We start from the raw sequence: 15,480 nt of genomic DNA, 5'->3' as shown, positions 1-15,480 counted from the left end.
CTAAAAGCTTTATAAAATTTAAACTAAAATGTTAAAGAAATTTATTGACAGGCCAGTTTTGGCAACTGTTATATCTATCATATTTGTCATACTGGGGGTTATCGGTCTTTTTAGGCTGCCTCAAACGCGATTCCCGGATATCGCCCCGCCCACGGTCCAAGTTACCGGAAGCTATCCCGGAGGAAATAGCGAAACAGTATTGAGGTCAGTTGTTACACCCCTTGAAGAGCAAATCAATGGTGTGGAGGACATGGAATACATTACATCAACTGCAAGTAACGATGGTACATTCTCTGTGCGTATTGTCTTTAAAGCAGGTGTAAATCCAGATCAGGCAGCCGTAAATGTGCAAAACAGAGTACAACAGGCTACTCCTATCCTGCCACAGGAAGTTGTCCGAATGGGATTAACGACTTCCAAGCAACAAAATAGTATGATCATGATATTTAATATCTATACAGAAGATAATAAAAAATATGATGAACTATTTTTACAGAATTATGTGAACATCAACTTGATCCCACAGATCAAGCGTGTACCTGGAGTCGGTCAGGCCATGGTATTCGGTTCCAAAGACTATTCGATGCGTGTATGGTTGAATCCGCAAAAAATGGCGAGCTATGGACTCGTGCCACAAGAAGTCATTGCTGCAATTTCCAAACAAAGTCTGGAATCTGCACCTGGAAAATTAGGGGAAGAATCAAAAGCACCACTGGAATATGTCATACGCTATAAAGGGAAAAAGAACCTTCCAGAACAGTATGAGAACATTATCGTTAAAAACAATGACGTTCAGATCGTACGCTTAAAGGATGTGGCACGTATCGAGTTTGGCTCGATCAGTTATAGCGGTAATTCGCAAAATAATGGACTCAATACCGTTACCATTGGTATATTTCAGACATCAGGCTCCAACGCCAATGAAATTGAAATCGGAATCGACAAACAGATTGAAATAGCGCAACGCTCCTTCCCTCCAGGAATCAAGATTTTTAAATTGATCAGTACCAAAGAACGCTTGGATGAAAGTACAGCTCAAGTACGTTCGACATTGATTGAAGCCTTTATTTTGGTTTTCTTAGTTGTTTTCTTATTCCTGCAGGATATACGATCGACTATTATTCCAGCAATCGCTGTACCAGTAGCTATCGTAGGTACGTTCTTCTTCCTGCTGGTGTTTGGCTTTACAATCAATATATTGACGTTATTTGCCCTAGTACTCGCCATTGGTATTGTTGTCGATGATGCAATTGTCGTCGTCGAAGCAGTACATGGAAAGATGGAGACTTCCAACTTAACCGGTAAGCAGGCTACCCATAGTGCCATGAGTGAAATCACAGGGGCTGTAATCTCCATTACCTTGGTTATGTGTGCAGTTTTTATTCCCATTGGATTTATGACAGGTTCATCGGGCATGTTTTATAAACAGTTTGCCTATACCCTTGTTATCGCCATTGTGATCTCTGCGATCAATGCCTTGACACTGACACCAGCACTCTGCGCATTATTGCTTAAAAATACGCACGCCGAAAATCACGACGGGCAGACCCCGAACACGGGATTTTCTCAACGTTTTTTCAAAGCGTTTAACGCTGGCTTCGAAAACATGACCAATCGATACGTTGGTTCATTAAAATTCCTGGCAAAGAAAAAATGGATTTCGGCACTTTTGATACTGGCTACGATCGGTGTTGCCGGATACCTCATGACAAGCACTTCCAAAAGTTTTGTACCAATGGAAGACGATAACTTTGTCGTATACAGTTTAGAAATGCCCCCAGGAACGGGACTTGATCGAACCACAAAAGCAGTAGAAAAAATCGAAAAACTACTAGCCGATATCCCTTCTATTGAAAGCCATACAAGTATTACTGGATTCAATATGATCGGCAACAACTCCAGCGCAGCCTATGCAACAGGATTCATACGCCTGAAAGATAAAAAGAAACGTGGTGAGATGAACGATATCGATCAGATTCACCAAGTGATCTCACAAAAATTATCCAGTGTCAAAGAAGGTAACGCAATGGCCTTTCGCTCCCCTCCTGTTGATGGTTATGGTATGATGAATGGCGCGGAACTCGTTTTGCAGGACAGGGCTGGTAAATCGCCGGTAGAGCTCAAAGCAATGTCCGACTCCGTTATTGCGCAGATTATGAAACAACCCGGGGTACAGTTTGCCTATACCATGTTCAGAGCAGATTATCCACAGATGGAGTTAGAAGTCGATGAAGACAAAGCTGCCCAACTTGGTGTAGATGTCAGTGAAATGCTTTCGTCCGTTCAAACTTACTTTGCAGGTGACCAATCATTGAATTTCAATCGTTTCGGTAAATTCTATCGGATAGCAGTTAAAGCGGATGGGATCTATAGAACCGATAAAGAAGCCTTCAACGAAATATTTGTCAAGAATAATCTTGGCCAAATGGTTCCGGTGAACACTTTGGTTACACTTCGTAAAGTGTATGGTCCTGAGTCGGTGACTCGTTATAATTTATACAATTCACTCACGATAAACGTGGTTAGCACGCCTGGTATCAGTAATGGTGCGATCATGGAAACATTGGAGAAAAATGTATTGACCAAGTTACCGGGAGACTATAGCTACGAATGGACGGGACTTAGCTTGGAAGAGAAGTCTTCGGGCAATCAAACCGTACTTATCCTAGCATTAAGCCTACTATTTGTATATTTCTTACTATCAGCACAGTATGAAAGTTATTTATTGCCCCTTGCCGTACTGTTATCAATCCCAACAGGTATGATCGGCTCTTTCCTAGGAACACGGGCCATTGGATTGGACAACAATATCTACGTCCAGGTCGGCTTGATCATGCTCATCGGTCTCTTGGCAAAAAATGCCATTTTGATTGTTGAATTTGCTTTACAGCGGAGAAGAGCAGGCTCCTCACTCATTGATTCGGCTTTAGAAGGAGCAAGAGCTCGTCTACGCCCAATCTTGATGACTTCATTGGCTTTCATTGCCGGCATGGTACCCTTGATGTTTGCGACCGGCGGGACGGCTACAGGTAACCATTCCATCAGTACCGGAGCAGCAATGGGTATGTTAAGCGGTGTTATCCTTGGGGTAATTATTATACCATTACTGTACCTGGTGTTCCAATATTTGCAAGAAAAAGTTTCGGGTAAAAAACTTACGGACAATACAGTACACAATACAAACGATTAAAATGAAAAAATTTCATCACTATATAACAATTTTCGCAAGCACTACCCTGTTGTTGTCCGCATGCAGCGTGGGAAAAAAATACACACGTCAGGAGATAGTAATGCCCGAAAATTTCAAAAACAGCGAGGTTGTCCTGACGTCTGATACGCTACAGTTATCCTGGCGTAAATTTGTACAGGATCCCTTGTTGACCTCAATCATTGAGAAGGCATTATCCAACAATACAGACGTCAATGTTGCACTCCTCAACATGCAACAATTGGAACTCGCGTACAAGCAGTCTAAGAAAGGATTACTGCCAACAGCTGATTTAAGCATTGGAGCGAACAGAACATGGTTATCGAGCAACTCCTTGAATGGCTCACTGAGCGACCAATTTATTGGGACGCCTTATATGGACGATTATAGCGCCACGCTCAGATTGTCTTGGGAAGCCGATATCTGGGGAAAGGTAAAAATGCAAAAAGAGGAATCCTTGGCCAATTTTTTTGGCCAAAAGGAAAATTTATCGGCCCTGAAAACCCGGGTTATTGTACAGGTCATCCAGTCCTATTATAATCTGATTGCTTTGGATGAGCAGCTTAAGATTGCACAAAGAAATGTTCAATTGAGCGATAGTACACTTAGCATGATACGTTTGCAATACAACTCATCACTGGTCAGTTCGCTTGCCGTGGAGCAAGCCGAAGCTCAGAAGAAAACTGCTGAATTGTTAATTCCTCTAGCCCATCAAAACATGGCTGTAGAAGAAAATGCACTGAGCATTCTTTGCGGAGGTTTCCCCGAGGGTATTCAACGTACAGCAAGTTTAGATGATACGATTGTTGGAGACGGACTTGCCGCAGGGGTGCCGGCCGAACTCTTGAGCCGCAGACCAGATGTCAGAGCAGCTGAATACGCGGTTGTGGCAGCTACAAGCAGAATGGGACTCGCCAAAGCAGCGATGTACCCTTCCCTAAGCTTGACACCATCCATTGGTACAAACTCCATTCAATTTAACAAATGGTTTGATCTACCGGGTTCGATCGTAAAAACAATAGCGGGGAATATTGCACAGCCAATTTTCCAGAAAGGTGCTTTAAAAACAAACTATGAGATATCGGTCATCGAACGCGAAAAGATAGCACTGCAGTTTAAACAGTCGGTTATGGTCGCCGTTTCAGAAGTTTCGGATGCCTTGGCAAAAATCAAACATACGGAACAGCGCCTGCAACTTATCCATGCCAAATCAAATGCCCTCGCCAAAGCCACCGCTGATGCAGCCCTACTTTACAAAAGTGGGATGGCAAACTATTTGGAAGTGATAACTGCCCAAAACAATGCGCTCCAAAATGATTTAGAACGTATTACAGTAAAGCGGGAAAAGCTCAATGCAGCCATAGATCTTTACCGTGCGCTGGGTGGCGGAACAGATACTTTACCCTCGAATACGCCATAAAATCACAAAATAAAGTCAACTGACTAAATAGATACCCCTAGAACCAAAGACTTTCTAGGGGCTTTTTCATTCCCTGTTTGCAGCTCCGCCCAAAATTCCCTATCTTCGGGTAAATACAAATATGATGAATAGAACGAGTTGTCTTCCTCCTCCAATAGCGTAATATTTTTTCTCTATATTACTGAAGCCCAATGCCAGAAATGGACCAATTTGCTGTGCTTCTTATTTTCTATCAATTTCATTATTTAACACCTTTCGTCCTTCATGGACGGAACCGGAAGACAATTTCTTATGAAACATTCATATTTCATGCTGCACCTTGCTGTGCTGTGCCTGGGACTATCTGGCGTATTTGGAAAACTGATTTCACTTAACGAGGGGATACTCACATGGTACCGTGTATTTTTAGCTGCCACTATCCTATTTTTTATTCTAAAATGGTATAAAATACCTACAGATTTTACTTTCAAAGAGAAACTGCATATTGCAAAAAATGGGCTACTATTGACAGCATCCTGGCTATTATTCTATGCTAGCATCAAATATTCAAACATTTCCATCGGCGTGATCTGCTACTGTATGGCGAGTTTTTTCACCGCTATTTTTGCACCGATGATCAATAAAGCGAAATTCAGATTGTCTGAAATTCTGTTGAGTGGGCTTACGTTGTGCGGTATTGCACTGATATTTCACTTCGATACCTCACACCAGCTAGGCATAGTCTTAGGGATAATTTCTCCGGCTTTTGCTTCTCTTTATGCTATTAACAACGAACGATTGACCAAAAAGTACAATGCCATCTGCATCAACTATTACCAAATGGTTGGCGGTGCACTCGGACTAGCTTGCTTACTGCCTTTTTACATTCAGCACTATCCAATCAGCACTTTCATTCCCAATGTCCTGGATATTTTATATCTAATCATCCTATCGTTATGTAGCACTGTGGGAGTCTATCTGGCATTTACAGAAATCTTAAAGAAGATATCGGCATTTACTTTGAACTTAAGCTTAAATCTTGAGCCTATATATGCTATTTTGATTGCCTTTTTATTTCTGAATGAAGCAAAAGAATTAAACCTATCCTTCTATGCAGGACTGTTTTTGGTTGTTTCATCTGTGTTATTGCAATATTGGATCAGCAGTAAAAAGAGTGCTTAACAACCTACATTCATTTCCCAGTCCAACTAAGATTGGGAAATGAATGTTGTTTCCTCCTTTTGCCAGGCAGGTAGCCCCGATAAACAGGTCGGCACGAAAAAAACATGTTGAAAAGAAAAATGTGTGTCATTTTCAACAAAGCCTTATATTTATAAAACGGTTCGGGTTTTAATTTGAAAACCGACGCAACCGATCAAGCAATTTATTATATAGACATTAAATAGATAGTTCCGTTATGAGCAATAGCAGTACAGAAAACAAATTTGTTAACCAGCAGATCCAATACCTTGAGTTTGTATCAAGCGACCTTGAACGTGCCAAAGCATTCTACTCAACGAGTTTCGGTTGGGAGTTTACGGATTACGGGCCAGCATATACGGCTTTTGGCGGAAAATATGTTGATGGTGGTTTTACATTTGGTGACCCCATAAATGGCAGTATTCTCGTCGTTATCTATGCCGACGATCTGCAGGCTACGCGTGATCAGGTTATCCGTGCTGGCGGGACTATATTAAAAGATATTTTTAGCTTTCCCGGAGGAAAAAGATTTCAGTTCCAGGATCCTGACGGATATGAATTGGCCGTATGGACTGTTGAATAAAAGTTGAATACAATATATACTCAAATACAAAGCCCCCATATTTTTCTCATATGGGGGCTTTGTATTTTAAAATCAGGCTCTTTTAGCTTTCTGATAGTTTTTATTTTTATTCCTATTGAAACGCTTCTTCTTATGCTGTGGATTCTTTTTGGCAGGATTGTAAGTAGGTCCCGCTTCAAACCCCTCTGGCAATGGAAGTTGTTCAATCGGATAACCTATTAAATTCTCAATCTGAGCGAAACGGTTCTGATCTTTCTCATTGACAAAGGTAATGGCTGTTCCTGTAGTTGCTGCTCGCGCAGTACGTCCAATACGGTGTACATAGTCTTCCGGATCCGGTGGAACATCGTAATTAACGACCAAACTGATTCCCACCACATCGATACCGCGAGATATCACATCTGTCCCTACCAGTACCCGCACCTGACGAGACCGGAACCGGGCCATAATATCTTCCCGTTTCGACTGTTCGAGATCCGAATGGAAACCCTCCGCATCAATCCCCTGCTTCTGTAATTCCTGAGCGAGAAGTTTGACCGTAGTTTTTTGAGATGCAAAAATAATAACAGATACATAGTTGGGATCCTTCAGTATATTCTTCAGGAGCTCCATTTTCTGTTGATCATAGGCAAGATATACACGTTGATCTATCCCTTCCGAAGGTTTAGAAATGGCAATATTGACTTCAACAGGCTCTTGCAGAATTTTTCGGGCAAAAGACCTGATCTTCATCGGCATCGTAGCTGAAAACAAAAGCATCTGCTTTTTCTTCGGTAGATAACTTACAATACGTAAAATATCGTCTTGAAATCCCATATCCAGCATACTATCGGCTTCATCCAAAACAAAGTGCTTTAAATGAGAGAGATCAATCTTCATGGAGGTAAGATGGCTTATCAACCTTCCCGGCGTAGCAACAATGATATTTACCCCCTCTCGTATGGCCCGTTTTTGCTGTTCATACCCCATACCATCACCACCCCCATAAATGGCTATCGATGTTGCACCCGTATAATAAGACATGCCCATAATCTGCTGGTCAATTTGCATAGCAAGTTCCCGGGTCGGGACAAGGATAATAGCAAGGATAGATTCCCTTGAATTCCGTGCTATTGCATCGAGGATCGGCAACATATAAGCTGCTGTTTTACCTGTACCTGTCTGTGCACAGGCAATCATATCTTTTCCCTCTTTAATAATCGGGATGGTCTGTTCTTGGATCGGCGTAGCCTCCTCAAACATCATACTTTCTAAACCTTCTTCCAAAGCTGGAACAAAGCCAAATTCATCAAATCTCAACGTATTGTTTTTATTGTTGTGCCCTAAATTACTAAATCTAATTCATAAAAGTCTAAAATTTAATACCTATAGCTCGTTATCCGCTTTCAAATAGATGTACAGATAGGATTAATCCATGAGGGAATCAGAAATGAATTTGACCAAAAACAACTGTCCTACACATTCCTGTAAGCCAAGCATACGACTGCTATCTATGCAAAATCTAATCAATAACCGCTGTTTTCTTTGCGGCTGACACTGCGCTCAAAACGACATAGCCTAGCAAGCCAGCGCATAATGAAGCGATCAGAACCGCGAACTTTGCTTCTTCAATCAGCATGCTATCATCAAAAGATAGTATCGAGATGAAGATCGACATCGTGAAACCGATTCCCCCCAACAAGCCTACACCAAAAATCTGTTTCCAGCCAGCCCCTTCCGGTAATTGCGCAATCTTCAATTTTTTAGCAATAAAACAGATCAAAAATATCCCAATTGATTTACCAGCGATTAGGCCAAGGATAATACCGATCCCCAATTTTGAAGTCAAACCACCAATCATTTCCCCATGGATTGGAATAAGCGTATTCGCAAATGCAAACAGCGGAATGATAATGAAATTGACAGGTTTGGTCAATAGATGCTCAAGTTTTTCCAAGGGAGATTCTTCCGCATCCGGTGTTGTTGGTAACGTCATGGCCACCAGCACGCCAGCTATTGTTGCATGAATACCCGAGTGGTGAACAAAGTACCAAATAAATAGTCCCGGAATCAGGTAAGCCCATATCGCTTTAACGCCCAATTTATTTAACACGATCAAAAACAGAAAGATACCTAAAGCGATAAATAAATAGGTCGCATGAATACCATTGCTATAAAAGATCGCAATAACCAATATGGCAAGTAGGTCGTCAACAATCGCTAGCGCAGCCAAAAAGATCTTAAGACTGGCAGGTACCTTATTTCCCAGAAGCGTGATAACCGCTAAAGCAAATGCAATATCCGTTGCCATAGGGATTCCCCAGCCGTTTGCAGTATCCGTTCCCTGATTTAATACAAAATAAATGATGGCAGGCAAAAGCGCCCCACCAACCGCAGCCAAAATGGGCAGAATTGCTTTACTTGGCGATGAGAGTTCACCCTCTACAATTTCACGTTTGATCTCGAGCCCCACTAGTAAAAAGAAAATAGCCATCAAACCATCGTTGAGCCACAATAACCACGAATATTTTAAATGAATATGACCGCTCTCAAAGCCTACTTCCCGGTTCAGAAATTCCATTACACTGGCATACAATGATGTATTTGCTACGATCAATGCCAGAATAACACAGGAAAAAAGTATAATTCCACCAGCAAAGCTGGATTTTAAGAATTCTTTAAAGACAGTTAAATTGATAAGTTTTGACATGATTTGAATATCTAAAAACGCTTACAAAGGTTCACAAGATACGATTTTTAGGACCATTTACCGAATTCCCTAAACAATATCCGGAGCTATATCCAATGTAAAAAAGGTGAATTAGCTGTGTTTTATTAGTGGTAAAAGAACCAAAAAGCGAATAAAAAGACAAAAGCTCTTCTGCTATCCTTGTATTTTTCGAACATAACGAATCAAATGTGAGAAACAGAGGTTATGCATTAAAATTTTATAAAAATCTTAGTTATTTTTTACCGAATTAATTTGACTTTGTTGCAAAAAATACTTAGCTTGCTACTATAGTTAATAAACCGTTTATTATGTGCAAGAAGTGGATTTTCATGGTGCTTCTTTTCGTAGCAAATTTTACATATGCGCAGACGACAGAGGATAAAACCCAACATTCAGGTTCCCATTACATTATTTTAGCAATCATCGCTATCATTGTCATTGTTTATATATTATACAGGAGGCAAAAGAGGAAATTTAATGAATAAGGGAGATCAGTAGATCTCCCTTATTCATTAAATTTCCTTCCACATCCCCTTCACTTCCCATCAAACTTTCAATGACTCAACATATTAATCACGAATCGGTTCATTCGTTTGTGCTAATCGTTGCGACCCCGTATTTGCCGGACAGGCAATATCATCTGTTGCATCGTATACAAGCTTCTTACCATTCAATTTTGTAATCAATTCTTGAGGGACATACACCTGAACTTTAGTAACCGCATAACCACTTGGATAATAACGAACATAATAACCATCGGGGTGAAGCGTCCAAATACCACTTGGCACGTCCGTACGAGGCTCAGCCATACCAGCTAAGATTGCATATTGTTCAAAATCAGCGTACGAATAGTTTCCTGAGGAAACGAGCTGCCGAATATTATTTTCCGCTTCAAAAATTGTCTGTATTGCCGGTGGCATTTGGTCTTTGGCTTTTTGGACAACATCAAATGGCAAAACGCCAAGCGCTCCACCTTCTAAATGCAAAATTTGTTCAGCTGTAAGCAATTTTAAGGCTGTTTCTTTCACCGGACCCGAATAATCAATAAATTTTGTCTTCGCAATGATCGTCCACAATAGCATCTGTATATCTGATTGTGCAACTTCAGGATGCTTTTCAGCGCTTTTCAAAATTGCGATGACCACGTCTCTCTTCTTGCCCAATGTAGGTGCATACATATATCCATCACCCTTTGATGGTGCGTAGGTACCCGCTTTCAAGCAATAGCTTTTATTGGTCATTTCAAAATGGCCTGCTTCCAATACATAGCCATCACTACCATTCTTTTGTAGATTTTCTAAAGGTTTATAAACTGCCGTATTTTGAAAATCAGGCATTTGCTCTCCTTTCCTATTGACGTCCTCAAAACTGGTACTTATTGCTTCTGGCTCTTTTAAAAGTTTATCCAATCCAAGTACCTTGCTCCCCTTGGAAGCAACGGCTTTGCTTGCCTTATCCAATAGCCCTCCAAATTGAGCCGAGGCTCCTTGGATATTAAATAAAAAAGCTACAGCAAGTATAACGGCACCCGTTATTCTATTTCTTTTCATAATTGATTTCATTTCAGCTCTTGTCCACAAAAAAGAAGCCAATTTAAATCACCAACACAATATTTATAATTTATTAATTCATAATGTGCACACATTGCTGGATTTCACGCTTCATTTCAAAGATCCTCTCCATCTATTGAAATTTCACGGCATAACTGGAATCCAAATTCAATAGACAGCTACAATGATTTCATTTTAAATGTGATCAAGCAAGCATGGCCAATGAGGAATTGATGGAGGATCCAAGCACACTATTTTTTAAAATCAGAACTAGTTAATCTCTACTTATTAAAGAACTCATAAGAGTTACTTTATGTGACCACGAATTGCAAATAAGCCAGTTGTTTTACTCAGCAAATTAATATTGAAAGGAGGTTCTAATGGCGCTGTTTAATACGGTAAGAAAACCGTTGTTCAAATTCTCGGAGGAGCTTGAAACAAAGCAAAAAAAGAGAAGAAATGCTAACCACACTCAAGATCGAACCAAGTGAAGTTAAACTCTGAGAATATGATATTGCTACAGAACGAGAGGAGGTTATAAATGAATAGTCTTCTTAAAATTTATCACATAGCCTATCTGATATCGGATGTTGGATCTTTTATATATGGCATTTCTGTATTGATAGTGAAAACTTTAAAATCATCGAGAAATGCGAAGAAAGGAAATGGATAAGCTATTTATCAATCGACTTTCCTAATTCTTCAATTAGGTATGGAACTACAAACAACGCGTTCGCAATCATAATAATAGTTCCAAGTAGGTAAATAATTTTATGCCTTTTCATAACACCAAAATAATAAAAAAATGACACCCCAGGAAATAGAAAAATTAATAGAGCATCTGCACAGAACAGATATGAGCAAGGAGGAAATAGTATTAATAATGGATTGTCCTATTTCCTTAATAGAAGAATTAGACAAACAAATAATAACTTTCCACTCACGCCTTAAGTTTGACAAGTAAAGAGAGGTTATTGCGAAGAAACGTAAAGTTTAGAAAAAGCTAAAAATGGAAATGAAGACTCTCTTCAAGCGATTACCTCCTAAGTTGGTCTTATATCTTTTTTGATCAACTGCCAATGAAAGCACGCCTGCATTAAAGTAGATCATAGACTAATGATGGCCTGAACTATTTGCAGAATGTATATAATACATCTTAATATCGTAATAGCTGTACGGAGGAATTTCTCGCTCTTTTTCTTTAAAAGTGTTTGAAAGGTTGCCCCCCCACTGTTAGCATCACAAAAATAAAAATAAAACTGAAGTTTAGAAAGGAGCTAGGAATGCTAACAGTCTTTTGGGTGGTGTTACTGCACAAGCTTTCAGAGGAATTGTGTAGGCCAAAGCACTCAAGGCTTACTGGTAAAATCTATGTAATTTTCACTCATAACTGGGAATTATCAAAGTTCAAGACATGTATCGCTATTCCTATTTCCGCAATCTAACAGTGCAGATGCACAATCAATCAAAGGACGTATTGTTGAATTTATTTCTGAAGCACATTTAGGCAATACTTCTGCCTCAAGCAATTATCAAAATTGTATTTCGAAAGTTCGTGGAACGGGAGGGGGCACAGGAAATGGTGCAGTTGGTGATCAAGAACAAGGAACACCAGATGGCCCAATAGATGAAACAAGTGACTGGATTAATAATTACACTTTTGGTCAAATTTTCGACGTGTCATCAATCATTTCAATAAATTCACCGTCCGAACAGATAAATAAATTCGAAAATTTATTTAGTGTAGCATTAACTGTCATAAGGAATGTAAACACTCTATGTAAAACGCCAGAGGAAACTATGGATTCGTACATAGACTATGTAATAAGCCACAATTTATGGTATCATTTTTACAATCAAGCAGATTTCGCATTTGTTCCAGTAATTGGATGGGATTTATTATCGAATTATGCTAAGTATGGGAATTCCCTTATCCCCCCTCTTGGGCTGCAATAGAATACTATATAAATTAAACTGTTAAGCCTAGGCTTTTCTATTTCTGTACGTATACACTTTTGTGTAGAACTTCCCTGCCCCCTTATTCTTCACCATAAAATTATTTATCTTTCACCCTAATTATATTACCAAGTGAAAAGATATTTAGTATTTGTTGCGCTGCTAGGGCTAGGCTTTGGCGCGTGCAAGAAGGATCAACCATCTAAACCAGATCAAGAAACCATCGATAGTTCTAAGTATGTCATCATCGACGGAACAAAATATGAAATAGATATTTTAAAAGCTAAGATGGCAAAGTTTTTCGGTTTAGAAAAAGATGTTATTGGCTATTCACCTGAAAATCAAAGTCTATATCTGAAGGGGTATACTGGCGAATACAAACTCGTTGATATGATTTCAACCCTAAATACTATCACGCTATGAAATATGTATTAAAATACATTTTATCTCTTGTCTTTTTTATTACGTCATTTAATAGTTTTGTACTTGCCCAAGGAGGATATATTTCATTGTATCAAGCGGGCTTAAATCTTACTTTGCAAGATGGGAAAATACCCTTATATCTGCCATTGTATTTCGTACAGTATTAACTGCATATTTATTATCGAATAAATATTTTTCAAATGCACGAAGTAACTTAGAATTAATAAGATCAACACTAAACTAAGCTTTATTTAAGAACTTTGTGAAAAAAAATAATTCTCTTTTTCCTTCTTAATCCGGTACTCTTTCTAGTGCTATTTATTAACGTCTGGACGTTTTCATCGGCAAACTTAATAAAATCAATAAGCTCATCTTCCAACGAAAAATACTCCTTAATATCAGATGCTGACATGTAGTCAACTTTAGGCCCCAAGGCGTTTAATTTCTTTCGATAATCATTCACTGTAGAAGTCAAGTATGTGTCGATAAATACCTTTTTTAATCGTATCTTTGTGTCAACATCAGACTTGCCGGCAATGATGCTTGTATCTATGTAAACAGTAGATACTTTATGTGGTATTCTAATTTTTACATTAAAAGTGCCGTCTTGTTTTTTTATGGTGTTTAAGTATAACTGCTGCGACAGTAGCCATCGTTCTTTGTAAATGATTTGTAAATTATATGTTTCAATTATATACAAATATTATTGTACAATCGTGTACAACACAACAAAAGAACTACTTACTTAATATACATAAAACTCTGATAAACAGAATATTTACAATAAAAAATACAAAAATTTCATTGCTGAATGATTAATGTGTCAAATCTCTCCCTTCGTTTTGGTAAACGTGTACTATTCGAAGATGTCAATCTAAAATTCACACCTGGAAACTGTTACGGTATTATTGGTGCTAATGGAGCAGGTAAATCTACTTTCTTAAAAATTATCTCAGGGGAAGTTGATCCTTCGACAGGTTCAGTGGCATTCACGCCAGGCGAACGCATGTCTGTTTTAAGTCAGGATCACTATGCTTTCGATGAATTTACTGTTCTTGAAACTGTCATGATGGGTAACCAAGAGCTTTACAAAATCATGAAAGAGAAAGATGCCATTTACATGAAAGAGGATTTCTCTGATGCCGACGGCGAACGCGCTGGCGAACTGGAAAGTCTTTTTGCTGAAATGGATGGATGGAATGCCGAATCTAATGCCGCAACTTTATTGAGCAGTTTAGGCATTAAAGAAGAACTACATTATAAGTTAGTTTCTGAAATTGACGGTAACCAAAAAGTCCGCGTACTCTTAGCGCAAGCATTATTTGGCAAACCAGATATTTTGATTCTCGATGAGCCTACCAATGATTTGGATATTAATACCATCGCATGGTTAGAGGATTTTTTAGCGAGTTACGAGGCAATCGTCTTAGTTGTATCCCACGACCGTCACTTCCTGGATGCTGTATGTACGCATACGGTGGATATTGATTTTGGTAAGATGACAATCTATACGGGTAACTACTCGTTCTGGTACGAATCTTCCCAATTAGCGTTAAAGCAACGTTCTGATCAAAACAAGAAAATGGAAGATAAAGTAAAAGAACTTCAGGAGTTTATCCGTCGGTTCTCTGCCAACGCTTCCAAATCCAAACAAGCTACTTCTCGTAAGAAAGCATTGGATAAAATTAATATTGACGAGATTAAACCATCCAACCGTAAATATCCGGCCATCATGTTCAATACCATGAATCGTGAACCAGGAGATCAAACGCTACAAGTTGAAGGCTTAAGCAAAACGGTCAATGGCGAGGTATTCTTCAAGGATATTACCTTTATGATTAATAAAGGCGATAAAATCGCTGTTCTAGGTCCAAATTCATTGGTAACCACAGCATTTTATGACATTATAACTGGTAGAGACACCGATTTCGGTGGCGAATTCAAATGGGGCGTTACCATCACTCCTGCCGATATGCCGATTGAAAATGCCGCATTCTTCGAAGGAAAAAATGAGAATTTAGTGGACTGGTTGAGAAACTATACGACTAACCCGGAGGCGGACGAACAATTTATACGTGGATTTCTAGGGAAAATGTTGTTCTCTGGTGAAGAAGTTATGAAGAAAGTATCTGTGCTTTCAGGAGGAGAAAAAATGCGTTGTATGTTTTCTCGTATGATGCTTCAAGGCGCCAACTTCCTAATCTTTGATGAACCAACCAACCACTTGGATTTGGAATCTATCACTGCATTGAACAATGGAATGTCTGATTTTAAAGGATCAATGTTGTTCACATCCCGTGACCACGAATTGACTGAAACTGTTGCAAATAGAATCATCGAATTGACTCCGAAAGGTATCATCGACAAATTGATGACTTACGATGAATACATTAATAGCGATGTGGTGAAAGCGCAACGTGAAGAAATGTATAAATAAGATAATTTATCCCA

10 protein-coding genes are annotated in these 15,480 nt (G+C 39.2%); 6 read left to right on the top strand and 4 right to left on the bottom strand.

Annotated features, from left to right (window positions below; translation table 11 throughout):
• The first annotated feature begins 28 nt into the window (after window positions 1–28).
• From OK025_RS17585 to OK025_RS17570, 4 genes are all read left to right on the top strand, one after another.
• Window positions 29–3,190 carry an efflux RND transporter permease subunit gene (locus OK025_RS17585; protein WP_317665744.1) on the top strand — a complete coding sequence of 1,054 codons (3,162 nt, stop codon included), beginning with the start codon at window positions 29–31 and terminating at the stop codon, window positions 3,188–3,190.
• 1 nt (window position 3,191) lies between these two features.
• Entirely contained in the window at window positions 3,192–4,628 is a 1,437-nt protein-coding gene (locus tag OK025_RS17580) for an efflux transporter outer membrane subunit (protein ID WP_317665742.1), read from the top strand.
• Window positions 4,629–4,919: 291 nt separating this feature from the next.
• Window positions 4,920–5,789: a DMT family transporter gene (locus OK025_RS17575; protein ID WP_317665741.1), complete on the top strand. Its 870-nt coding sequence runs from the start codon at window positions 4,920–4,922 to the stop codon at window positions 5,787–5,789.
• Between the two features lie 235 nt (window positions 5,790–6,024).
• On the top strand, window positions 6,025–6,390 hold the full coding sequence (locus OK025_RS17570; protein ID WP_317665739.1) for a VOC family protein: 366 nt from the start codon (window positions 6,025–6,027) through the stop codon (window positions 6,388–6,390).
• 72 nt (window positions 6,391–6,462) lie between these two features.
• On the opposite strand, the gene OK025_RS17565 is transcribed toward OK025_RS17570, so the two are convergent.
• From OK025_RS17565 to OK025_RS17555, 3 genes are all read right to left on the bottom strand, one after another.
• Window positions 6,463–7,689 carry a DEAD/DEAH box helicase gene (locus tag OK025_RS17565; RefSeq protein WP_046674542.1) on the bottom strand — a complete coding sequence of 409 codons (1,227 nt, stop codon included), beginning with the start codon at window positions 7,687–7,689 and terminating at the stop codon, window positions 6,463–6,465.
• 202 nt (window positions 7,690–7,891) lie between these two features.
• Window positions 7,892–9,079, bottom strand: a complete 1,188-nt coding sequence (nhaA, locus tag OK025_RS17560; protein WP_294347120.1) for a Na+/H+ antiporter NhaA — start codon at window positions 9,077–9,079, stop codon at window positions 7,892–7,894.
• A 590-nt stretch (window positions 9,080–9,669) separates the two neighbouring features.
• Entirely contained in the window at window positions 9,670–10,650 is a 981-nt protein-coding gene (locus tag OK025_RS17555; protein WP_317665735.1) for a hypothetical protein, read from the bottom strand.
• 2,088 nt (window positions 10,651–12,738) lie between these two features.
• Between OK025_RS17555 and OK025_RS17550 the strand changes: the two genes are divergently transcribed.
• A complete protein-coding gene (locus OK025_RS17550; protein WP_317665733.1) occupies window positions 12,739–13,029 on the top strand; it encodes a hypothetical protein in 291 nt (96 codons plus the stop codon).
• Between the two features lie 247 nt (window positions 13,030–13,276).
• Here OK025_RS17550 and OK025_RS17545 read toward each other — a convergent pair whose 3' ends face one another.
• Entirely contained in the window at window positions 13,277–13,729 is a 453-nt protein-coding gene (locus OK025_RS17545; RefSeq protein WP_317665731.1) for a hypothetical protein, read from the bottom strand.
• Window positions 13,730–13,840: 111 nt separating this feature from the next.
• Here OK025_RS17545 and OK025_RS17540 point away from each other — a divergent pair, with 111 nt between their 5' ends.
• Window positions 13,841–15,466 carry an ABC-F family ATP-binding cassette domain-containing protein gene (locus OK025_RS17540; protein WP_075993261.1) on the top strand — a complete coding sequence of 542 codons (1,626 nt, stop codon included), beginning with the start codon at window positions 13,841–13,843 and terminating at the stop codon, window positions 15,464–15,466.
• The last annotated feature ends 14 nt before the right edge of the window (window positions 15,467–15,480 follow it).

Origin of the sequence: Sphingobacterium sp. UGAL515B_05 (assembly GCF_033097525.1) — a bacterium.
In the GTDB taxonomy this organism is placed as follows: domain Bacteria; phylum Bacteroidota; class Bacteroidia; order Sphingobacteriales; family Sphingobacteriaceae; genus Sphingobacterium.
This window is presented reverse-complemented; position numbering and strand designations above follow the sequence as displayed.

Bases quoted from the DNA above. Each gene is read 5' to 3' on its own strand.
- OK025_RS17585 (WP_317665744.1), top strand. From the start codon at position 29: ATGTTAAAGAAATTTATTGACAGGCCAGTTTTGGCAACTGTTATATCT.
- OK025_RS17580 (WP_317665742.1), top strand. From the start codon at position 3,192: ATGAAAAAATTTCATCACTATATAACAATTTTCGCAAGCACTACCCTG.
- OK025_RS17575 (WP_317665741.1), top strand. From the start codon at position 4,920: ATGAAACATTCATATTTCATGCTGCACCTTGCTGTGCTGTGCCTGGGA.
- OK025_RS17570 (WP_317665739.1), top strand. From the start codon at position 6,025: ATGAGCAATAGCAGTACAGAAAACAAATTTGTTAACCAGCAGATCCAA.
- nhaA (WP_294347120.1), bottom strand. From the start codon at position 9,079: ATGTCAAAACTTATCAATTTAACTGTCTTTAAAGAATTCTTAAAATCC.
- OK025_RS17555 (WP_317665735.1), bottom strand. From the start codon at position 10,650: ATGAAAAGAAATAGAATAACGGGTGCCGTTATACTTGCTGTAGCTTTT.
- OK025_RS17540 (WP_075993261.1), top strand. From the start codon at position 13,841: ATGATTAATGTGTCAAATCTCTCCCTTCGTTTTGGTAAACGTGTACTA.